This window comes from Kangiella sp. M94, assembly GCF_054926195.1.
Genome location: NZ_CM142903.1, coordinates 1,909,628 through 1,930,245 on the forward strand (window position 1 = coordinate 1,909,628; position 20,618 = coordinate 1,930,245).

At 43.8% G+C, this 20,618-nt stretch carries 18 protein-coding genes; 10 read left to right on the top strand and 8 right to left on the bottom strand.

Going from position 1 to position 20,618, the window contains the following annotated elements; genetic code table 11:
• Window positions 1-7 precede the first annotated feature (7 nt).
• The 6 genes from ACYTXU_RS08845 to ACYTXU_RS08870 all read right to left on the bottom strand — a co-directional run bounded on the left by ACYTXU_RS08845 (window position 8) and on the right by ACYTXU_RS08870 (window position 7,071).
• Complete coding sequence (locus ACYTXU_RS08845) at window positions 8-1,534, bottom strand: hypothetical protein (protein ID WP_462206315.1); 1,527 nt, start codon at window positions 1,532-1,534, stop codon at window positions 8-10.
• A gap of 197 nt (window positions 1,535-1,731) precedes the next feature.
• Window positions 1,732-2,454: a dipeptidase PepE gene (pepE, locus tag ACYTXU_RS08850; RefSeq protein WP_462206316.1), complete on the bottom strand. Its 723-nt coding sequence runs from the start codon at window positions 2,452-2,454 to the stop codon at window positions 1,732-1,734.
• Window positions 2,455-2,487: 33 nt separating this feature from the next.
• The gene (locus ACYTXU_RS08855) at window positions 2,488-3,099 is read right to left on the bottom strand and encodes a MiaE family protein (protein WP_462206318.1); all 612 of its coding nucleotides are present in this window, start codon (window positions 3,097-3,099) and stop codon (window positions 2,488-2,490) included.
• Window positions 3,100-3,197: 98 nt separating this feature from the next.
• Entirely contained in the window at window positions 3,198-5,174 is a 1,977-nt protein-coding gene (locus tag ACYTXU_RS08860; RefSeq protein WP_462206319.1) for a transglutaminase TgpA family protein, read from the bottom strand.
• 17 nt (window positions 5,175-5,191) lie between these two features.
• Window positions 5,192-6,142, bottom strand: a complete 951-nt coding sequence (locus ACYTXU_RS08865) for a DUF58 domain-containing protein (RefSeq protein ID WP_462206321.1) — start codon at window positions 6,140-6,142, stop codon at window positions 5,192-5,194.
• An 11-nt stretch (window positions 6,143-6,153) separates the two neighbouring features.
• Entirely contained in the window at window positions 6,154-7,071 is a 918-nt protein-coding gene (locus tag ACYTXU_RS08870) for an AAA family ATPase (RefSeq protein ID WP_462206323.1), read from the bottom strand.
• Window positions 7,072-7,195: 124 nt separating this feature from the next.
• On the opposite strand from ACYTXU_RS08870, the gene ACYTXU_RS08875 reads away from it, so the two are divergent.
• The 3 genes from ACYTXU_RS08875 (at window position 7,196) to ACYTXU_RS08885 (ending at window position 8,844) form a co-directional block, all read left to right on the top strand.
• Window positions 7,196-7,726: a hypothetical protein gene (locus ACYTXU_RS08875; RefSeq protein WP_462206324.1), complete on the top strand. Its 531-nt coding sequence runs from the start codon at window positions 7,196-7,198 to the stop codon at window positions 7,724-7,726.
• A 116-nt stretch (window positions 7,727-7,842) separates the two neighbouring features.
• The gene (locus ACYTXU_RS08880) at window positions 7,843-8,466 is read left to right on the top strand and encodes a hypothetical protein (RefSeq protein ID WP_462206326.1); all 624 of its coding nucleotides are present in this window, start codon (window positions 7,843-7,845) and stop codon (window positions 8,464-8,466) included.
• 219 nt (window positions 8,467-8,685) lie between these two features.
• Entirely contained in the window at window positions 8,686-8,844 is a 159-nt protein-coding gene (locus ACYTXU_RS08885; protein ID WP_462206327.1) for a hypothetical protein, read from the top strand.
• A 125-nt stretch (window positions 8,845-8,969) separates the two neighbouring features.
• Here the strand turns inward: ACYTXU_RS08885 and fadJ are convergent, their stop codons facing one another.
• A complete protein-coding gene (fadJ, locus tag ACYTXU_RS08890) occupies window positions 8,970-11,126 on the bottom strand; it encodes a fatty acid oxidation complex subunit alpha FadJ (RefSeq protein ID WP_462206328.1) in 2,157 nt (718 codons plus the stop codon).
• Complete coding sequence (gene fadI, locus ACYTXU_RS08895; protein WP_462206329.1) at window positions 11,126-12,442, bottom strand: acetyl-CoA C-acyltransferase FadI; 1,317 nt, start codon at window positions 12,440-12,442, stop codon at window positions 11,126-11,128. Before fadI ends, fadJ begins: the two co-directional genes overlap by 1 nt.
• 251 nt (window positions 12,443-12,693) lie before the next feature.
• On the opposite strand from fadI, the gene ACYTXU_RS08900 reads away from it, so the two are divergent.
• The 7 genes from ACYTXU_RS08900 to ACYTXU_RS08930 all read left to right on the top strand — a co-directional run bounded on the left by ACYTXU_RS08900 (window position 12,694) and on the right by ACYTXU_RS08930 (window position 20,582).
• Window positions 12,694-13,653: an AAA family ATPase gene (locus ACYTXU_RS08900; RefSeq protein ID WP_462206331.1), complete on the top strand. Its 960-nt coding sequence runs from the start codon at window positions 12,694-12,696 to the stop codon at window positions 13,651-13,653.
• An 11-nt stretch (window positions 13,654-13,664) separates the two neighbouring features.
• Window positions 13,665-14,648, top strand: a complete 984-nt coding sequence (locus ACYTXU_RS08905) for a DUF58 domain-containing protein (protein ID WP_462206332.1) — start codon at window positions 13,665-13,667, stop codon at window positions 14,646-14,648.
• Window positions 14,649-14,659: 11 nt separating this feature from the next.
• Window positions 14,660-15,202: a DUF4381 domain-containing protein gene (locus ACYTXU_RS08910; protein ID WP_462206334.1), complete on the top strand. Its 543-nt coding sequence runs from the start codon at window positions 14,660-14,662 to the stop codon at window positions 15,200-15,202.
• Window positions 15,195-16,241: a vWA domain-containing protein gene (locus ACYTXU_RS08915; protein WP_462206336.1), complete on the top strand. Its 1,047-nt coding sequence runs from the start codon at window positions 15,195-15,197 to the stop codon at window positions 16,239-16,241. Before ACYTXU_RS08910 ends, ACYTXU_RS08915 begins: the two co-directional genes overlap by 8 nt.
• Window positions 16,234-17,970 carry a VWA domain-containing protein gene (locus ACYTXU_RS08920; protein WP_462206337.1) on the top strand — a complete coding sequence of 579 codons (1,737 nt, stop codon included), beginning with the start codon at window positions 16,234-16,236 and terminating at the stop codon, window positions 17,968-17,970. Before ACYTXU_RS08915 ends, ACYTXU_RS08920 begins: the two co-directional genes overlap by 8 nt.
• Window positions 17,971-18,002: 32 nt before the next feature.
• Window positions 18,003-19,727 carry a BatD family protein gene (locus ACYTXU_RS08925; protein ID WP_462206338.1) on the top strand — a complete coding sequence of 575 codons (1,725 nt, stop codon included), beginning with the start codon at window positions 18,003-18,005 and terminating at the stop codon, window positions 19,725-19,727.
• Window positions 19,728-19,823: 96 nt separating this feature from the next.
• On the top strand, window positions 19,824-20,582 hold the full coding sequence (locus tag ACYTXU_RS08930; RefSeq protein ID WP_462206339.1) for an SDR family NAD(P)-dependent oxidoreductase: 759 nt from the start codon (window positions 19,824-19,826) through the stop codon (window positions 20,580-20,582).
• The last annotated feature ends 36 nt before the right edge of the window (window positions 20,583-20,618 follow it).

A 20,618-nucleotide genomic window follows, 5' to 3' on the forward strand; every position in this document is an offset into this window, starting at 1 on the left:
CCTATTTCTACTTTCTTTTCAAAGACGGCTTGGCTGAATTTTCCGATTCAATCGCTTTCAGCGCTGCCTGCCACATGGGAATGGCTTTAAATGAAGTCACCATATCATAATCCAGGCCAATGCTGCCTTCGTCCGAATCCATGGCTTCAGTACCAGAACGGCTTTGGAACCATTTCATCCATTCTGTAGAGCCTGGGTCGTTGAGTACCAATGCTTGCTTAGCACTTGAACCAGGGGCATTAGTGACTTGAGGTGGATAGGTAGTAGCCGGCAACAAGAATGACTTTTGTGGGTACTGAGCGCTACTATGGCAACCTAAGCAACCAGCTGATGCTAAGCCTTTTGGATAATAATGACTACCGGCCCAAGCTGGAGTAACAACCGCACCATCATTTGGCCCCGATAAACGACCATCCCAACCTAAAGTCGCTGTTGAATATTCAGGCGCATTTGGGTTAACCCAGTTTTGCTGGAGGTTGGTGTTTACGGTAACCGGTGGCGTTAAAGCAGTACTGGCGGTATTGATAATATCCGGATCACCACCCCAGGTGGCACCCAACGGAATCATTTTATCCCACGCATCTTTACCCGGTGCATTCTTATCATAGATCAAAGTTGAAAATACCCAGCCGGTTTCAGGGGCTGCCACGCTATCTTTAACAATAATATCGAACTGCATCAGATAGACATTAGTCAATGTCGGATCCGCGGTCGAACCATCAGAACCATTGTTAGGACATTTCGAGACGCTTGGGTTATTACCCGAGCCGTTACTTTCATTCAGGGTTGAATAGATCGGCCACGACACTGTACCTTCCATTGGTGCCCAATCCGCGCCACAAGGGGTAACGAAAGCAAACTTGACGATAACACTGCCTTCGGCGTATTGCGCAGCAGGGTTAGTCAGGTTTGGATTATAGGCCTGCTCTTCTGTAGTCCCCCAGATGTTGCCCAGAGTCACGGCTGCGGTTTCATCGTATAGAGTTAACACATAAGTGGTTAAATCGAGAGTCTGTTCAGGCATGGTGCCGGCAGGAAAACCTGAGCCCACATAAAAACCATGAATTGGCTCACGCTCAGTTCCTAACCAGATCGACTGCCACCAAGGTTCACTTTGTGGATCCCACTGATCATAGCTATACAAAAGTTTTCGCATATCACCTGAGACATACTGTTTTAAAGCTTCCACATAAGCCATTGAGTTTTGAGTCGTAATAGGCCCATTATTCGTAACCTTTTTCCAGGGAAAGCTTTGTCCTGATGGTACCGAGGATGGATAGTCATGGCGCAATTGAAATAAAGGGCCTGAATAGACATCTTCTGGAGGGTTGGGTAATGCCGAGTTAAGAAAAGGGTGAATCGGTGAGTTGGCGTAATTTAAATTCTGAGCAGTAGAAGTCAGAAAAGGCACTTTGCCGTGTAATTCATCATCGTGTTTAGGGTGTTGTGGCTCGGAGGCGTGCGCGGATGATACTAATGATCCAGCAACGATGATCCCTCCTAACCATGAACTCAACTTTGAAAAGCTGTTCATCGTTAGATCTCCTTGGTGCTATATGGTTTAACATCTATGGTTTAAACCAAGGAGGACGATGATAACTTTGTAATTATTAAATGATCCTTCCTTGGCTAACTCTTATCCTATAGCAAAGGATAACTATTTGAAACTAAATGATTATTTGGTCTTACCAGCCAATCAAAATAGGTCATATTTGCATTGTTTGGCCGAGCTTAAAGCAACCAACTGATATTTTTGCCTGCGTTAATGGTTTTAATAACTTCGCCATCACGAAAAATCAAACCATCTTTCTGGCCGCGCAAGTATAATTGATCGCCTTGACGTTCCAACGCAGTACCTTCTTTAATGCCCACCACATAGCGGTGAGGATTGGCACGAGTGTATTCATAGATACGCTCCGCACGAGTTTCGCCATTGTGATTAGGTGGCTGATAATCGGTGTAATGAGGATTGATCTGGAACGGTACCAATGCCAGAGCGTTGAAACTTCTTGGTTGCACAATAGGCATATCGTTAGTGGTACAAATCGTTAAACCCGCCATATTAGAGCCGGCGCTCCAACCCATATAAGGCGTTCCTGCATTCACTTTTTTACGAATGGCATCAACTAACTCATTGTCATAAAGCTGTTTCAACAAATAAAAAGTGTTACCGCCACCGATGGCAATTGCTTGCGCCTTCTCAACCGCCTTAACCGGATCATCAAACTGATGGATTGAAACCACTTTGCGATTAATGCCTTTCAGGGCATTACTGACTTTTTCCTCATAAGCGTCATAGCCCATGGCAAACCCTGCATAGGGAATAAATAGAATGTCACTGACTGATGAAGGCAAAAAAGCATCCATCATCGGTAAAGCATGCTCAAGATAATCGGTCTGCCCTTCTCTTGAAGCACTGAGTAGTAATAATTTCTGTTGTGATGTATGTGACATTAAAGGTCTCTCCATCAAGTCATTAAGATAAGTTTATACAGGTACGCCTGAATGAAAACGGAATTGTTTATCAGGACTTTCTATAAGCTCTTGTTCTTTTTCAAGAAAGAACTGAACGCGCTCATCAATAGAAGCTTTGGCATAACTTTGTGCCAACTCCAGATAATCCGCGAAGTGGCGTGACTCTGATTTTAATAAAAAGCGATAATATTTGGAGAGCTCAGGTTCGCTCTCTTTGAAATAGGGCGCCAACGCATGAAATCGCTCGCAGGACCGTGCTTCAATAATGGCTCCAATGATCAAGCCGTCGATTAAACGTTGCGGCTCATCTTTGCTGGCAAACTGATGCAGGCCAGCAGCATAACGGGAAGGTTTGATTGCCCGATAACGAATATTGCGTTGCTCCATAAACTCAAGAACTTGCTCAAAATGCAGCACTTCTTCGCGCGTTAACTGCGAGAGTTTCTTCAGCAGATCAATACGATCAGGGTAACGAAACATTAATTTGACCGCCGTAGCTGCTGCTTTTTTCTCGCAATGAGCATGGTCAATTAAAAGAGTTTCGATTTCTTTCGTGGCACGTTCTAGCCAGGCAACTGGTGTTTTGCAATGAAGAAACTTATGAATTGGCGTGATGTCGGCCATTATATATAAACAGGGTTCGGGCAATGTGGGCGCATTATACCCACTTGCCCTTTGCTTGTCAGTTGGTACACCTGCTTCTGACAAAGGATAAGGTCAGATTAGCGGTAAGCCTTAGCAGTTTTAATAAAATTTTGCTGATTGCTAGCAGATGACTTTTCCTTCTGATAGCGTATTGAAATATAGCGTTTAATCACCGGTAAAGCTTTTGAATACAGTTCAGGATGCTCTCGCTTGATACGATAAAGCAGGTCTTTAGGGCCTTCATTAAGTTTAAGCTCTACGCCCTGTTTCGCTAACACCCTCTGAAAGTGTCGATAGGCCCGCTCAACTTTATCACGGCTTTTGGCCTGACTTAAAATCCACAGCCCGAAACCAGCACCGGCTAACACAATTGTTGCTAATAAGGCGTAGCCCAAATAGCGCCATTGGTTGTGGTTAACACCTAGCTTGGATAACCAACTAAACTGCATATCCTGATCATAACCCATCAAGCTTTCATTCCAGAAGCTTTGTAGTGCATCCCAACGAAGACTAATTTGTTGCCAAACATTTCTCGAAACTTCACTATCAGTAGTAGTTAAACTATCGAAATCAGCAAACCAGTCGTCTCTTGAACTGGTCTGGTTTAGCAATGAATCATCCACACGTGAAGGGTGAATTGCTGCAGTGGGGTCTACCCGACGCCAGCCTTCTCCATCCAGCCAAACCTCAGTCCAGGCATGGGCATCTTTTTGACGAATAATGTAGTAGTCACCATAGGGGTTATACTCACCACCTTGATAGCCAGTGACCACTCGCGCAGGAATTCCTACAGCTCGCATAATAAACACAAAAGCACTGGCGTAATGTTCGCAATAGCCTTCACGACTATTCAGCCAGAAACCATCAACAACATTCTGTTCAATTACCTCAGGTAGTAACGTGTAGTGATAGTTCTGTTGGCGAATGTAACTCAAGACAAATCGAACAAACTCTTCTGGCGCACCAATTTGCTGATATTCATTTATGGCCCATTCTTTAGTTTGATCATTGCCATTATCAGGCAACTGGGTATTGAGCTGTCTTTGCCACTGAGACAGTTCGATATCACTGTAATCCAGCTGATAGGCTTGGGCACTGTAAAGCAGTCTCTGATTAACTCGCTGTGCTCGACGCCAGGTAAAGTTATTAAATAAATAAACTTTTTCTTTAGGCGGTTCAATTAAATCTTCCAAACCAAAGATCCAATGTCGATTATGAGGTTCTAGCTGAACCCGGTAAGAGTAAGTTGGGTCCCCTTTGGGATAGCTTTCACCACGAATTGGCGACTCAACCCCTATCTTCCATGCAATACCATCAAACTCTGACAACACTAGACCTCGCCAGTACATTTGATTAACGGCAGGGGCTTCATCGTCAAAATCAACACGAAATGCTATTTCATCAAAACCGTATAAAGAACTGATAGCGCCTGGACTCATTTCATCATCGATGCCCATACCCGATTCAAGGTTTGAGGGCATTGCCCACAAAGGACCAGACAACCTTGGGAAAAGGAAAAATAATACCAGCATGATGGGTAACGCTTGCAATAAGGCAACACCCGAGATTTTACTTAAATGGCGAATCCCTGCTATACCTTTAATACTATTTAAAGCAATTAATCCAAGTAAAATACTTAGTATGGACACCAATAAATAAAAGCCCATTAAAATGGATTCGTCATACAGGAATGCGGTGACCAGGATGAAGAACGATATAAACAGAATGAGTGCTCCGTCGCGATAATTTTTCGCTTCGAGCAATTTAAAAGTATACATCAAACTGATCAGACCGACTCCAGCTTCACGTCCACTAATGGTTCTAAAATAGAGGAAAACACCCCCCAGTGCGCACAGTGCCAATACTAAAATCAACCATGAAGGTAGTTTGAAAGCTTTTTTATAAATGGTGTACCGTGTCAGCAGCAATGCAATAGTCGAAGCAGTAATCCAGCCCGGCAAATGAAACCATAACGGCAAAAGAACAATGGACTGAACGACAATGAGTAATGGGATGATGCCTGGCCGAGTCAGTGGTAATGATTGTGTATTCATGATTAATTGCCCACCACTTATTCCATCAACGCCAAAGCACTTAAGCATTGATGTAAATGCTCGGCACCCTGTCCTTTTTTAATTCGCAAATGAGGAAGCTCAAGGCCATAAAGACTCCCCGCCTGTTCTGCTTTTATTATTGCATCCGTTAAGTAAGAAATCGCCAGCTCTTTATTATATTGGCTGACGCTTTCCCAAGTTAGTAGGTGCTGCTCACCCACCTGCTCTTCAAATTCCTTTGTCAACAAACCGCGTTCACGCGCAAAAGCCTTCCACATGACCTGTTTAATCGGATCTCCAGACTGATAATCTCTAAGGCTATGAAAGTCTTCTGAACCTTTTTGTGCAAATGCCCCCTGCTCTTGACCTTGTGACTGAGGCGCCAATACTTGTGGACACTCAATGGGCTTTGGATAAATGAGCGCCACATGAGTTGGCTTAAACCATGACCAGACCTGAAATATTCCAAAAGGAAAAATGCTGGTACACACAAAACGTTCTGGTTTTAATAGTCCACGCTTATGTGCTTTAATTCTGATCTGAAGTACTGCCTTATTTTGTGACTCCACATCAAAATACTCAACTTTATCCTTACTGGTACCGACACCAATTGAGAAACGATAGCTTTCAGAAGGATTAATAAACTGAAATGGGAAACTACACTCCTGGTCAACATAAACTGGTTGCGGTTTTAATGGCCGAATTCTTAAACCTCTAACATTACGGTAAGTATAAAATACGGACAACATACCCAAGGCTAACAAAATGAAACCAGCCATAAAGCCCATGTTATTTTGGTAGTTTGTCGATGCGACCAGTATCAAGATAAGGATCAGTAACATCAGCCAACCATAGCGTGTTGGAAGTATATAAATGTTACGCTGGCGTAAATGCACTTCCTGCTGTTCAGGGCTGCGTTTATCGACCCAGGAAAAAAACTTGCGTTGAATATCTCTGATTAATTTCATCAAATTGATCGTTACGCTGGCACTGGAGTGTCATGAATAATCTGTTCAACCAGCACTTCTATTTTCTCACTGGACGTTTTGACTGATTGCAAGCGATGAGCCACGGTTGGCACAAAAACTTTTTGTATATCTTCAGGTAATACATAATCTCTCTCTGCCAAAAACGCCCATGCCTTTGCAGCACTAATTAAAGATAATCCTCCCCGGGGTGATAACCCATGGGCAAAGTCAGTACTTTGTCGAGTCGCATTAATCAAATCCATAACATAGTTTAGAAGATGATCGCTGATGGTTATTGTTTGTACAAATCGTTGAATCTCAATTAGCTCGGACAACTCCAGTAAGGTTTCTATTTTGTTCATCTGCACACGACCAGACTCGCCGCGAAGTAACACCTTTTCAAACCCCGCTTCCGGATAGCCTAATTGTACTCTGAATAAGAAACGATCAAGTTGCGACTCTGGTAGAGAATAAGTCCCAATCTGATAAGAAGGATTCTGAGTGGCTATGACAAAAAATGGCTGCGGTAAAGGATAGGTTTGACCTTCGATAGTGACCTGTTGCTCCTCCATGGCTTCTAACAGAGCACTTTGTGCTTTTGGAGTAGCTCTGTTAATTTCATCGGCCAATACTAATTGCGAAAAAATGGGCCCTGGATGAAACTCGAAGCTACCTTTTTCGCGGTCATAGATATTAGCACCGACAATATCACCCGGCAGAATATCGCTGGTAAATTGAACCCTTTGAAACTCTAACCCAAATACTTTGGCTACCGCCTGACCCAGAGTAGTCTTCCCCATGCCAGGCAAATCTTCTATCAATAGGTGTCCTTTGGCTAATAAACAAGCAACCGCCAGTTTAACTTGATGAGGCTTGCCTAAAACTACCTTATTGAGCTGGTCAAGGACGGGAGTCAACTTTTTGCGCATAAATTTTCCTGATAAGTTCTGTGAACCCATTAATGTTTCAATCAAGTGAGTTCAGTTATCGTTCAGATACCTACGAGGATAATTGACCTCGCATTATTTAACAAGAATACATGAGGAGATCACAATGTCATTAACAAAATTGTTCGTTGCAACTACGCTCGCACTATCATCAGGTCTAGCAATGGCGAACAACGTCAGCTATGACTACATTCAAGGTGGTCTTATAGATTACGATGAGCTTGATGGCGTCAACTTTGAATTTTCTAAAAGCTTTACCGAGAATATTTACGGTAAAATTGATTACAGTGACCTAGATAATGGCGGCTTCGACGTTAGCATTATGCGTATTAACGCTGGTTTCAATATGGAACTAACCAATAATACTGACTTTGTTGCCGAGTTTGGTTATGAAGATATCGATGCCGACTTCGGTTTTGATGATAACGGTTATAACTTCATGGCTGGCGTCAGAAGCATGTTCACCAATGACCTTGAGGTGGGTGCTTATGCTTCTCACTCGGATGTTCTAGAGTCAACAGACATCACAGTGGAGGGGCGTTATCACTTTGACCGCAACATGTCTGTCGGACTTGAGTTTGGGAATGACGATGAACTTGAAGAGCATATTGGCGTCAACTTCCGTTATAGTTTCTAAGCTTTCTGTACACAACCTTAAAAAGCCACTTCATTTAAGTGGCTTTTTATTTTCTCATCCGGTTTTGGTTATAGTATGATGCCCGGTGAAATTTATTGATATATGGAATGATAACGATGAAAAAAGCTTTATTCTTAGCACTTCTAAGCTCTCTTGCTCTGTCAGCTCAGGCCAGCGACAAGCTTAGCTACGATTATTGGCAATTTGGCTACATTCACAGTGGTGGTGAAACCACTAGTGATAAAACTGGTTTTAAAATTGATCTGACGGGTAGTTTTGATGATTCAACCTACCTTCGCTACATCATTCAAGAGCAGTCTGCAGATATCTGGACCAACTCCGTATATGGTGAGGTGACAGCTAGAGAATACTCATTATCATTCGGTTGGCACACACCAATGGGACGCAGCACTGACTTTTTTACCGAAATTGGCTATTTAAAGCAGGACGGTGAAGGAATCATTCAAGGCGACACCTATGGTAATGACGAAGATGGTTATTTGGCCAATATCGGTATCCGTGGTCGCTTCTCAGCCAATTGGGAGTATACGCTTTCTGCCGGATATCGCGATGTGGATTTTTCACCTTACGTCGATGAAGAGAATCATGAGGATGATAACGATACGGTGTATGGCTTTGAGACTCACTACTACTTCTCGAAACTATGGTCTGTCGGTGTCTCAGTTTCAGAAGAAGCAACTGGCCTAACTTCGGGCTTATCCTTACGTTTCACGCCATAACTAATCTGTGAGCCAGGCTTTAAACAAATGATTTCGCCTGGCTCTCCCCTGTCCTTGATATTCCGAGCAATTATAAACTTGTAAAGATTTCCGACGTTTTTGCAAACTGTTTCACACAAGCCCACAATGCAGTGAGAATCAGAACACAGATCATTTGGCCAATATCTCTAGAATAAGCTCCATACCGATGTAAACAAACCATATACGTAGGAAATTGAGATGAAATATATACTTGTTATTGTGGCTGCTCTAGCAGGTATCAAGTTTTTGGCAGACACACCATACTTTGCACAACTTTTTGTTGAAAACAAAGAACTGTTTGTTGCCTTGGCCCTGACTTTAGCTTCAAAGCCCTTGTTAAAAAGATTATTTGAGTAACAACTCCTCCCTGTAGTTTTTCAAGGTGACTCTGGTCACCTTATATTTTTTCTTTTTTTATGGTCATCTAAACAAAAAAAGGCCGAGCACATAGCTCGGCTTTTTTGTTCCTAACTCTTTTGCACCTAACCTTTTTTATAAAAACTATCCTTATTTTGCTTCATCTTAACCAAAACATTGGCCGGTTTGAAACGCTCTCCATAAAGCTCCTGGTAATGCTCCAATCTATCAACAATGGTAGCAATTCCGCGCTTATCCATATAGCGGAATGGGCCACCATGGAATGGCGGAAAGCCGATACCAAAGATAGCACCCACATCGCCATCACGCGCGCTGCGAATTATACCTTCATCCAAACAACGAGCAGCTTCATTGGCCATTAACAATACGCCGCGTTCAGCAATTTCTGCTGTACTGACTTCTTTACCTGGTTCAACGCCAAGCACGCCATAAACTGTTTCATCCACCTGCTTCTTCTTGCCCTTAGCTGGGTATTGGTAGAAGCCACGGTTATTTTTGCGACCTTTTCGATCATCATCCAGTAATTTACTAAAGGCTTTCGGTGGTTCCATCCGTTCGCCAAAAGCATCCTGCAGGATTGGTGCTACTTTAGTTGCAACATCAATCCCAACCTCGTCTAACAGGGTTATTGGCCCTACTGGGAAGCCTGCTTTCACCATGGCCTTATCTAACGTTTCAATGGCCACACCTTCGCTCAATAAAATTCCAGCTTCGTTAACATACGGAGCCAAAATACGATTGACATAAAAGCCTGCCCCATCATTAACTACAATAGGGGTTTTGCCTTGCTGTTTGCCTAAGTCAACACAGGTCGCGATAACCCAGTCGGCGGTTTTGTCGGTTTTAATAATTTCCAACAACGGCATTTTCTCAACAGGTGAGAAATAATGCAGACCCACTACCTGCTCAGGACGCTTGGCACCTTCAGCAATTTTACTGATGGGTATCGAAGAAGTATTGGTTGCGAAGATGGTTTTTTCTGAACAGTTCTCTTCAACGTCCTTAACCATCTGATGCTTCAAATCCAAATCTTCAAAAACCGCCTCAATGACTACATCACAGTCTTTAAATCCTTTGTAGTCAGTAGAGCCTGTTAAGTAAGACATGGTGTTACGTGCATCGCTGGGGGAAATAATGCGTCGCTTCATTTTCTTACTGATGATTTTCCAACTGTAATTGAGCGCGCCATTGACGCCTTTGGCGCTAACATCCTTAACTCGAACCTGCTTACCCGCTTTATCCACCGATACGTAAGCAATGCCCGATCCCATTAAGCCACCACCCAATACACCCACTTTATCGACAGTTACTGCTTCAACATCACCCTCGACACCTTTATCTTTTTTCAACTCAGTAGTTGCGAAGAAAATACTAATCAGAGCTTTGGCTTCTGGTGTCACCACTAGCTGACCAAAGTTTTTAGCTTCTACAGCAAGGCCCGCATCAAACCCTTGATTATATCCTTTTTCGACACACTCAATAATCTTATGGGGCGCAGGATAGTTGCCCTTAGTTTTACTATCCACGGTTTTACGCGCCTGATTAAAAACTAGGTTGCGTCCTAATGGATTAGCTTCTAATAACAGCTGCTTTATCCCAGGCAGGGAGACGTAATAAGTCCAAGGTTTTTTCTTGGAACGATCTTTGCGTAATTCATGCAAACGATTTATAGCCGCTTTCATCAAGTTCGCCGCAGGTACAATCTCATCGACCAAGCCGAGCTTTTTTGCTTGCTTGGGGAATAACTGTTTACCGGTCAGCATCATATCTAGCGCTGATGGTATACCAACCAAACGGGGTAATCTCTGTGTTCCTCCACTCCCTGGCAATAGGCCTAATTGCACCTCGGGTAGACCCAATTTCGTTTTGGAACTATCACTCGCGACACGGCCGTGACAGGCAAGGGCAAGCTCAAGACCACCGCCCAGACAAGCACCATCAATTGCTGCCACAATCGGCACTTTAAACTTTTCCAGCTGGTTAAATAAACGCTGGCCAGTTTTAGCAATCTCTTCAGCTTCTTCTGCAGTATCGACACTTTCCAGGACTGTTATATCGGCACCTGCAATAAAGCTGCCTTGCTTACCACTACGAACAATCACGCCTTTGACGCTAATATCATCGGCCAACTTTTCCAGTATCTCCCCAACCTGCTCACCAAATTCTGGCTTCAATACATTTTGCGCTTCGCCCGGCAGGTCGATAGTAATGATAGCAATACCATCTTCTTGCATTTCAAGTTCAAAAATTGATTCTGACATTATTCAACCTCCAGGATCATTGCTGCGCCAATACCACCAGCAGCACAGGCGGTTGTTAAACCCACACCGCCGCCACGACGCTTTAGCTCTCTTAATGTTTGCGTGATCATCCGTGTGCCAGTTGCAGCAAAAGGATGGCCATAAGCCAAAGAGCCTCCCAGCACATTGAATTTATCCATATCGATATCACCAATCTTGGTACGCTGCCCCAACTTCTCTTTAGCAAACTTAGTTGAGCCAAATGCCTGAATATTAGAAATAGTCTGCGCAGCGAAAGCTTCGTGCATATCAATCAGATCGAGATCCTTTAGCTGCATTTTGGCTTTCTTAAGCGCCATGGGCGTTGCATAGGAAGGCCCCATCAGCATGTCATGAGTCGCTTCAATTGCAGCAAAGGCATAACTCTTGATATAACCTAATGGCTCATAGCCTAACGCTTTAGCTTGTGATTCTTTCATCATCAGCACTGCTGAGGCGCCATCACTCAATGGTGTTGAATTCGCGGCTGTCAAAGTACCGTACTTGCGGTCAAAGGCAGGGCGTAGCTTAGCGTAACCTTCAAGAGTAGAATCAAAGCGAATAATATTATCGCGATGTAACGAGTCTTTTGTATAGGGCTCTGCATAAGCTGTCATCACTTCATCATCCAGCTTGCCCTCTTCCCAGGCCTGAGCAGCCAAGGTATGAGAGCGGTGAGCTAATGCATCCTGCTCTTCGCGAGTAATATTGCGGTCACGCGCCATCTGTTCGGCATTTTCTCCCATCGTCATTCCGGTCGAATATTCTTTAATAGCAGGCGGGACAGGTAATAGATCTTTAAAGCGCAGGCCCTTAATAATGGAGAGCTTCTGACCGACCGTCTTCGCTTTTTGCAAGTCGACCAGGGCTAGCTGTAGCTTACGGCTGACTCCTATCGGCACCACCGATGAAGAATCAGCACCACCGGCAATACCAATGGTGATATCACCTAAGGCAATCGAATCAGCCAGGCTGGCAACAGTCTGAAAGCTGGTGGCACAGGCTCGAGAAACTGAGTAGGCATCGGTATGAACATTCATTGGTGTGCCGAGTACGATTTCACGCGCGATATTAGGTGCTTCTGGCAGGATAACCACCTGACCAAAAATGACGCGCTCAATCAATTTAGGATCAAGCTCGCTACGTACCATCAGCTCATTAACGACCATCTTGCCCAACTCAATAGCATTAATCCCACGGAAATGGGTAGCCTGTTTTGCAAATGGTGTTCTCAAGCCTGAAACGATGGCAACACGGTCTTGCTTAGTCCGTGTTTTTTTTCCTGCTGTTTCACTCATGCCTGTCTCCTGATCAAGAGTCTTTAAAATGATTATTGCTTCGATTGTACCTGAACAGCCCAACTTTTCAAACGAACGTTTGAATACCTTCTCGCATGCTATACTAATTCACTCCATTCTTTTTTCCACCTAGAAACAATTAGTTGCACTTTTTAAGTGTTTTTTGATACAACTCAGGAAGCGTTTTTAATACATTGAACTATTACTCAATTTGACTTACAAAGCATTATCACAACTGGATACCCCATAATATGAGTATCAAACAAAAATTTATTGAATTAGAACAATTCCTTAAGTCTCGAATTATTGGTCAGCATGAACTGGTTCATAAGATGCTGATCGCCTTGCTTGCCGATGGTCATTTGCTGGTCGAAGGTGCTCCTGGCCTGGCGAAAACTCGTGCCATTAAAGAGTTATCAACAGCAGTAGAAGGCAATTTTCACCGCATTCAGTTTACGCCTGATTTATTACCCGCAGATTTAACCGGTACCGAAATCTATCGCCCGCAGGACGGAAGCTTCCATTTTCAAAAAGGGCCACTGTTTCATAATATGATTCTAGCCGATGAAATTAACCGTGCCCCTGCTAAGGTCCAATCCGCTCTGCTGGAAGCCATGGCAGAGCGACAGATAACTGTCGGAAGTCACAGCTTTGTCTTACCTCAGCTGTTTTTAGTTATGGCCACACAAAACCCGATTGAGCAAGAGGGAACTTATCCATTACCTGAGGCACAACTGGATCGTTTTTTGATGCAGGTTATCGTAGGTTATCCTGAGGCGGAAGCAGAGGCCGAAATTCTGGCGCTGAATCGACAAGAAGCATTAACAGGTGAATCAACACCAGCCCACCCGCTCACTCAACAAGACTTGTTTGAAGCGCGCAAAGAAGTTCTCTCTATTTATATGGCGCCAGAAATTGAAGAATACCTGGTGCAACTGATTATCAGCACCCGCCAACCCGAGAAACTGGGTGGAGCCTTAGCCAACTACATTGAGTACGGCGCCAGTCCACGCGCCACCATTGCTCTCGACCGTTGTGCTCGGGCAAATGCCTGGCTTAATGATCGTGATTATGTCACACCAGGAGATATCCAGGCGGTATTGTTTGATATCCTGCGTCATCGCATTATTTTAAGCTATCAGGCAGAAGCAGAAGGTGTAACCGCCGATACCATTATTGATGAGTTAATTAAACAAATCCCGACGCCTTAAGAATATTGTTAATGACGCCAAAAACGATCACCTCACAGAAAGCAGGCTCAAACTCTATTGAATTAAGTTTGGAGCAACTGATCGCCTGCCAGTATTGGGCGCGCGACAGCATTCCCTTGCCGAACAAGAAAACCAAGGCACATTTAGTTGGTGGACACTTATCCCCTTATAAAGGGCGTGGTATGGAGTTTTCCGAAGTACGTCAATATCAGTCCGGTGATGATATTCGCACTATTGACTGGAAAGTGACGGCTCGCACTGGCGAAGTGCATACCAAGATATTTCAGGAAGAAAGGGAAAGACCGGTATTCCTGCTTTTAGATTTGCAAGACTCCATGTTTTTCGGTTCCAAGAAACGCTTCAAGTCAACTCTGGCCTGTTTGCAAGCGGCACGCGTGTTCTGGACTGCCCATAACTCTGGCAACCGTGTAGGAGCCTTATTAAGCACGGCTGATGAACACGTAGAATTGAAACCGTCTAATCGCCGTCAAAATGGACTACAGCTTTTGCAACACATGCTTGAACTACACAACCAAAGGCTACAAGCTATCTATCAGCAAGAAAAACCTTTCACTATCAACCACTCTGCATTGTCTGATGCTTTATTACGCCTTCGCCACCTGGTTAAGGGCGGTAGCCTGATTTATATATTCAGTGATTTTTCTAACCTTTCTGAAGCATGCAAGCAGGATCTTATACACCTTGCCCAGCACAATGATATTCATGCAGTTATGATTACGGACCCATTAGAACAAACCATTCCGGCTGCAGGTGAGTTTCTGGTCACGGATGGCGATAATACCATAACATTAAATTCTGCAAGACCTGGCTTTAAAAACCGCTATCAGGAGTTGTTCCATGACAAGTTAATAAAGACACAAAAGTTCTTCCAGGAGGCTCAATGCAGTTTTGTGGAATACAGTACTGTGCAGGAACTCAGTGACTTTGCAATCAACCCCTACCGTCATCGTTCGGCGTCCAATAAAAGAGCATAGACGAAACATTTATGGCAAATCCACAGCAGGCCCAATTATTAGAACAGCTACGTGATATCCATTTACCCGATGGTGTCAGCTGGTGGCCATTGGCTATCGGTTGGTGGATAGCAATTGCAATCATTATGGCCGTTATTGTGTTACTGATTGCCAAAACTATTATGCAGCAACGACGTAAACGCTTTGCCATTTATGCACTGGTTGAGCTTGAACAGATAAAACATGAAGATGATAAAGACTGGCTAATACAAACCCATCAGATTATGCGTCGCGCCAGTTTATGTTATTTCCCGAAATCTCAAGTAGCCTCAATGGATACCAAGCACTGGATTATATTGTTGTATCAAACCGGTAGCGACATCTGGTCAGAACAAAGCCTGCAATTGTTGGAAGAAGGCGTATATAGAAATCCGGATACCATAGACTCCGAATATAAAGACCAATTTTTGCAAGAAGCCAGTTTATGGCTAAATAACTTACCCCGTTTAAAACAGTTGCCAGCCTTTACCAAGTCTTTCGCAACGGAAGCTCATGGGGGGCAATCTCATGTTTGAGTTGGTCTGGCCCTGGATTTGGTTGTTGCTCCCCCTGCCCTTGCTGGTCTGGTGGCTGGCGGAACGCAAGCGTCAACAGCAGGCACTAAGGGCACCACTATTTTTATACTGGCGAAGTATTCAAGAACAAGAAGGCAAATCAAGCAAACGATTTCCATGGCTGACTTTTTTGATCTGGGCCTTAATCATTTGCGCCCTCTCTCGCCCACAATGGGTCGGCGATACAATGAACTTGCCAGCGACTGGTCGCGATTTAATGTTGAGTATCGATATTTCAGGCTCAATGGAAATGCCGGACATGGTGATAAATGATAAAGAGGTTGATCGTCTGGTAGCTGTGAAAGCTTTACTCACTGACTTTATTGCACGCCGTAAAGGTGACCGTGTGGGTATGATCCTGTTTGGTGAGCAGGCCTATTTACAAACACCGCTGACATTTGACTTAAAGACCGTGCAAATTATGCTTGATGAAACATCAATCGGGCTTGCCGGTTCATCACGTACGGCGATTGGTGATGGTATTGGTCTGGCAGTAAAGCGCTTGCGCGAACGTGATGCCAATAACCGTGTGCTCATTCTATTAACCGATGGGCAGAACAACACCGGAGTGCTGAACCCCCTTCAAGCGGCAGAGCTCGCTGAACATGCAGGAATTACTATTTATACTATCGGTGTTGGTGCCGATGAAATGATTGTCAAAAATCGCTTCTTTGGCAATCGTCGTATAAACCCTTCTCTGGAACTCGATGAAGAAACCTTAATCGCTGTTGCAGAAAAAACAGGGGGAAGATATTTTCGAGCTCGAGACACCAAAGAAATGGAACAGATTTATAAAGTCATTGACCAACTTGAACCTGTTGAAGACGACTATCAAAGCTATCGCCCTATAAAAGCTTTATTTTATATCCCGCTTTCTATTGCATTATTAATTTCTTTGCTCTCTATTTTGATTAGAACCCTGATCAGCTGGAAAATCAACTCAAGCATGACAGCGCAGAGAAAAGTTACTGCCAACAATCAGGAGAAAACTCATGTTTGACTTTCTTCCTGATATTGGCTCATTGCATTTCATTCGTCCCTGGGCCTGGCTACTTCTGCTTCCCGTCATTGTTTTATGGTGGCTCTATCGAACCCGAGGTCAGCAAGCCAGCGGTTGGGCTAAACTCATTGATCAACACCTTTTAAGCTGGTTGATGCCAAAGTCGCAAGCAGGTCAAAGTATTAAGTGGCAAAAAATTCTGCTTCTATCATTCTGGATTTTAGCGACAATTGCTTTATCCGGACCTAGCTGGCAGAAGCTTCCACAACCCGTATTCTCCAACTTGGCGGCACGCGTTGTTGTGCTGGATCTCTCTGCCTCGATGGACGCCCAGGATGTAAAACCAAGCCGTCTAGCTAGAGCCAAATTTAAGCTTAGCGATATATTAAAAGCTATCGATGATGGCCAAACTGGATTGGTGGTATATGCAGGCGATGGATTCGTGCTAAGCCCACTGACCACAGACACAGATACCATTGACAACATGGTAGGAGTATTAGCCACTAACTTAATGCCTCTAGTTGGCTCCCTGCCCAGCAAAGGTATTGAAAAAGGGATTGAGCTTTTAGACAACGGGGCAGCTGGAACTGGAGACATTATCTGGATAACCGATGGTGCCAGCTCGAGTGAGCTTTCTAAAATCAAAGAGCTAATTGGGAATACAGCCTATAACTTGAATATTCTTGCTATTGGAACTTTTGACGGCGCCCCTATTCCAATGCCAAACAGCTCAGGCTTTGTCAAAGATAATAAAGGCAATATTGTTATTCCTAAATTGAACTATGACGAGTTAGCAAGCTTCGCCGATGAGATTGATGCAACTTTGACCCCAATGACTGCAGGTAATGACGACATTGAGTTATTGCTACAACAGGAACAACTCAGCATCGATGAAAAACTAGAAAAGCAAGACATCATGGCAGATAGCTGGCAAGACTCTGGATTCTGGATACTCTTTTTGGCGTTGCCTATTTTATTGCTCGGGTTTAAACACCGCTCGATGTTCGCTGTTGTTTTTGTCATGTCCATTGGCCTTGTTAGCAGTCCCGAGTTACAGGCTAACCCGCTTGAGAAAATGTTCCTTAATAAGGATCAACAAGCAAAAAAAATGCTCAATGAGGAGCAATTTGAAGAAGCTTATAAAACCTTTGAAGATCCTCAGTGGAAAGCGGTCGCAGCCTATCGTAATGGTGAATATAATACAGCAAAAAATCACTTTGAGGATGGTAAACAATTAAAACCAGCTGACCAGGTTTATAACAAGGCTAATGCTCAAGCCCTGGCTGGCGATCTTGAGGCAGCTCTTGAATCCTACAACCAAGCTTTAGCCCTCGATGCTAATCATGATGACGCACAGCATAACAAGAAAATTGTAGAAGATTTACTAAAGCAGCAACAAGAACAAGAAGAACAGAGTCAACAACAGAAAGACTCTTCTGATTCTGAACAAAAACAAAACGAGCAACAGCAAGAGTCCGAACAGCAAGATAAGAGCTCACAAAGTGATGATAGTAGCGATCAGCAACAGGAACCCAGCGAACAACAGCAACAAAAGCCAGAATTAACCGAAGAAGAATTGCAGCAGCAATTTAAAGAAGAAGAGAAAGACCAAGAGTTAGAACAATGGTTAAAAAGACTACCTGATGATCCTGGTGGTTTGTTGCGTCGTAAAATGTATCAAGAGTACCGCAAGCGAGGGCATCAACAGCACGTTGATGAAACATGGTAATGATGTTTTGAATGAATGTATATGGAATGAAAATGATTAAGCAAATCTCTATTTACTGCTTTTTAATAATTGGGCTTCTTCTTACGCAGACGCTTGAGGCGAAAGTCCAGTATATTTTAGATCGTGGTGAAATCCGTGAGAATGAAACTTTCCGTTTGAAAATTATAGTTCAAAACTCTTCGACACTCGCAAATGCATTAAGCCTTGATTTCCTACCTGCGGAATTGGAAAGACTCAGTCTCCAACAATTTAATAATAGCACCATGATCAATGGTCAGTTTCATAGTGAAATGGGCTGGGAAGTTAAATTATTGGCAAGGCAAGCGGGTACTTATACCATCCCCGCTACAAAGTTTGGTAATGAAAACTCTGAGACATACACTATTCGTGTGTTGCCAGCTATTGATGAGTTAAAAGATGATAGCAGCCCGGCTAAAGTGAAGCTGCGCGCAGCATTAAACCTTGATGAAGTCTATGTACAGCAACAGCTTATCCTGACCATAAGGATTTATCGTTCAGTGGTCACTCGTCACGAAAGTTTAACGCTACCCAAAGCAACTGGGGCTGTCTTAGAGCAATTGGGTAATGACCGCACGTTTGAAATGGTACAAGGCAATACCACTTATCGCGTGGTAGAACGCCAGTTTGCCCTTTTCCCTCAACAAAGTGGTGAACTTCTCATTGAGCCCATGACCTATACCGCCACTATTTTAGATGAAAATCAATCTACCAATCCTTGGGGGTTAAGCCGTACCAAGCCGATATCATTAAGCACGCCGCAATATAAGGTTAATGTAAAGCCAAAACCTATTGAGGCAAAAGAGCCCTGGTTACCGGCAACCAACCTAAAGTTAGAAGCAAACTGGCAACCAGGCAATCAGACGTTTGAAGTTGGCACCCCGGCCACCTTAGAATTTAAAGTTAAAGGTACCGGTTTGTTGCAAACTCAGCTACCTAATATCACTTTCCCAGAAGTGGATGGCGTCAAAATCTATCGTGACAGCCCTGAATTTCAACAACTCTTTAACCGCTTGGGTGTAACCAGCCACCATATCGAGAAATTAGCCATAGTGCCCAGTGCTACAGGCAAGGTCACCATCCCTGAACTCAAAGTTCCTTGGTGGAATACTGTTACCGATAGGCAGGATTATGCTGTATTGCCAGCAATGGCTATTCAAGTCAGCCCGCGCTCAGAATCCAGCCAGTCAGCCTCAATTAAGCCTATCGTGTCCAAAAACATTGATGACCCTGCAACGAATCCTGATTCAACAACCCCAGGTTCTGTACAAGACTCTTCGGATAGCAATGCTCTGAATATATGGCAGATTATCAGTATAGTGCTCGCTGCTTTATGGTTACTAACACTTATCCTCTGGCGCGTAACCAAGCCCAAACGGAGTATTAGTGACGACACTGACTTAAACCTGTCTTTCAGTGAAACTGAACACATGTTTAAAGCCAGTCTTGCTGAAGTTGAAAAAGCTTGCCGTAATAACGAACCTAAACTCACTCAACAACTATTATTACAATGGTGTCGCAACCAACAACACCTGAAACAGGTCAGCAATCTGAATCAGCTTAAACAATTCACTCAGCACCCTCAGCTTGTGGAACAGTTAGACAAGTTACAAGAAGCCCTATACTCGACACATCGGAAACAATTGTGGCAAGGCCAAGGCTTAGCAGAAACCCTTCAATATTTGCCTAAACCTGCCAATCAGAATAAGGACCAAGGCTTACCTCAGCTTTACTCCTAACCCTGCATTGACTCAATGGTCGACCCGTTTGGCACTAAGATTGGCACTCTGCTCGACTGTTGCTACAATGCTCCTTTTTGGTCATGAGATAACACTATGCAACTCAATCAAGCAAAAGCAATTATCAGTGGTGGCGCCTCAGGGTTAGGTTTTGCAACAGCAAAGAATATCATTGAGAAAGGCGGCAAAGTCGTTTTACTCGACATCAATGAAGAGCAAGGGGAAAAAGCTGTTCAGGAACTGGGTAACAGTGCGCTTTTTGTTAAAACCGATATCAGTAATGAGAATGATGTCGAGTCAGCGGCAGATAAAGCAACTGATTTTATGGGTGGCATCAATTTAGCAGTAGGTTGCGCTGGTGTATTAGGCGCTGGTCTGATCCATAGTAAGAAAGGCCCAATGCCTGCTGATTACTTTCAGAATGTGGTCAATATTAATCTTGTCGGCACTTTCCTTCTGACTCGTGCCGCTTCTCGTCATATGCAAAATAACGAAGTGGTAGACGGCGAACGTGGTGTGATCATTCATACTGCATCTATCGCAGCTTATGAAGGTCAGATTGGTCAGACAGCTTATTCTGCCACTAAATCTGCCATTGTCGGCATGGTCTTGCCTTTGGCTCGTGAATTCGCACGCATCAATGTTCGAGTGATGGCTATTGCGCCAGGCGTGTTCGAAACTCCAATGATGGAAAAGATTACCCCTGAGATCTGCGAACAAATCGCAGCGGGTATTCCTAATCCATCACGCTTCGGTAAGCCTTCTGAGTTTGCGTTAACGGTAGAGCAAGTGGTTGAAAATCAATACTTAAATGGTTCAACCATTCGCCTTGATGCAGCAGCTCGCTTACAGTAAGCAACCCGTATCAAACCCTATCAGCACCTGATCGTA

Excerpts from the sequence above, each read along its gene's own strand:
- pepE (WP_462206316.1), bottom strand. The coding sequence starts at position 2,454 with ATGTCACATACATCACAACAGAAATTATTACTACTCAGTGCTTCAAGA.
- ACYTXU_RS08925 (WP_462206338.1), top strand. The coding sequence starts at position 18,003 with ATGATTAAGCAAATCTCTATTTACTGCTTTTTAATAATTGGGCTTCTT.
- ACYTXU_RS08875 (WP_462206324.1), top strand. The coding sequence starts at position 7,196 with ATGTCATTAACAAAATTGTTCGTTGCAACTACGCTCGCACTATCATCA.
- ACYTXU_RS08930 (WP_462206339.1), top strand. The coding sequence starts at position 19,824 with ATGCAACTCAATCAAGCAAAAGCAATTATCAGTGGTGGCGCCTCAGGG.
- ACYTXU_RS08865 (WP_462206321.1), bottom strand. The coding sequence starts at position 6,142 with ATGAAATTAATCAGAGATATTCAACGCAAGTTTTTTTCCTGGGTCGAT.
- ACYTXU_RS08885 (WP_462206327.1), top strand. The coding sequence starts at position 8,686 with ATGAAATATATACTTGTTATTGTGGCTGCTCTAGCAGGTATCAAGTTT.
- ACYTXU_RS08860 (WP_462206319.1), bottom strand. The coding sequence starts at position 5,174 with ATGAATACACAATCATTACCACTGACTCGGCCAGGCATCATCCCATTA.
- ACYTXU_RS08900 (WP_462206331.1), top strand. The coding sequence starts at position 12,694 with ATGAGTATCAAACAAAAATTTATTGAATTAGAACAATTCCTTAAGTCT.
- ACYTXU_RS08845 (WP_462206315.1), bottom strand. The coding sequence starts at position 1,534 with ATGAACAGCTTTTCAAAGTTGAGTTCATGGTTAGGAGGGATCATCGTT.
- ACYTXU_RS08910 (WP_462206334.1), top strand. The coding sequence starts at position 14,660 with ATGGCAAATCCACAGCAGGCCCAATTATTAGAACAGCTACGTGATATC.
- ACYTXU_RS08920 (WP_462206337.1), top strand. The coding sequence starts at position 16,234 with ATGTTTGACTTTCTTCCTGATATTGGCTCATTGCATTTCATTCGTCCC.
- ACYTXU_RS08855 (WP_462206318.1), bottom strand. The coding sequence starts at position 3,099 with ATGGCCGACATCACGCCAATTCATAAGTTTCTTCATTGCAAAACACCA.
- ACYTXU_RS08915 (WP_462206336.1), top strand. The coding sequence starts at position 15,195 with ATGTTTGAGTTGGTCTGGCCCTGGATTTGGTTGTTGCTCCCCCTGCCC.
- fadJ (WP_462206328.1), bottom strand. The coding sequence starts at position 11,126 with ATGTCAGAATCAATTTTTGAACTTGAAATGCAAGAAGATGGTATTGCT.
- ACYTXU_RS08870 (WP_462206323.1), bottom strand. The coding sequence starts at position 7,071 with ATGCGCAAAAAGTTGACTCCCGTCCTTGACCAGCTCAATAAGGTAGTT.
- ACYTXU_RS08880 (WP_462206326.1), top strand. The coding sequence starts at position 7,843 with ATGAAAAAAGCTTTATTCTTAGCACTTCTAAGCTCTCTTGCTCTGTCA.
- ACYTXU_RS08905 (WP_462206332.1), top strand. The coding sequence starts at position 13,665 with ATGACGCCAAAAACGATCACCTCACAGAAAGCAGGCTCAAACTCTATT.
- fadI (WP_462206329.1), bottom strand. The coding sequence starts at position 12,442 with ATGAGTGAAACAGCAGGAAAAAAAACACGGACTAAGCAAGACCGTGTT.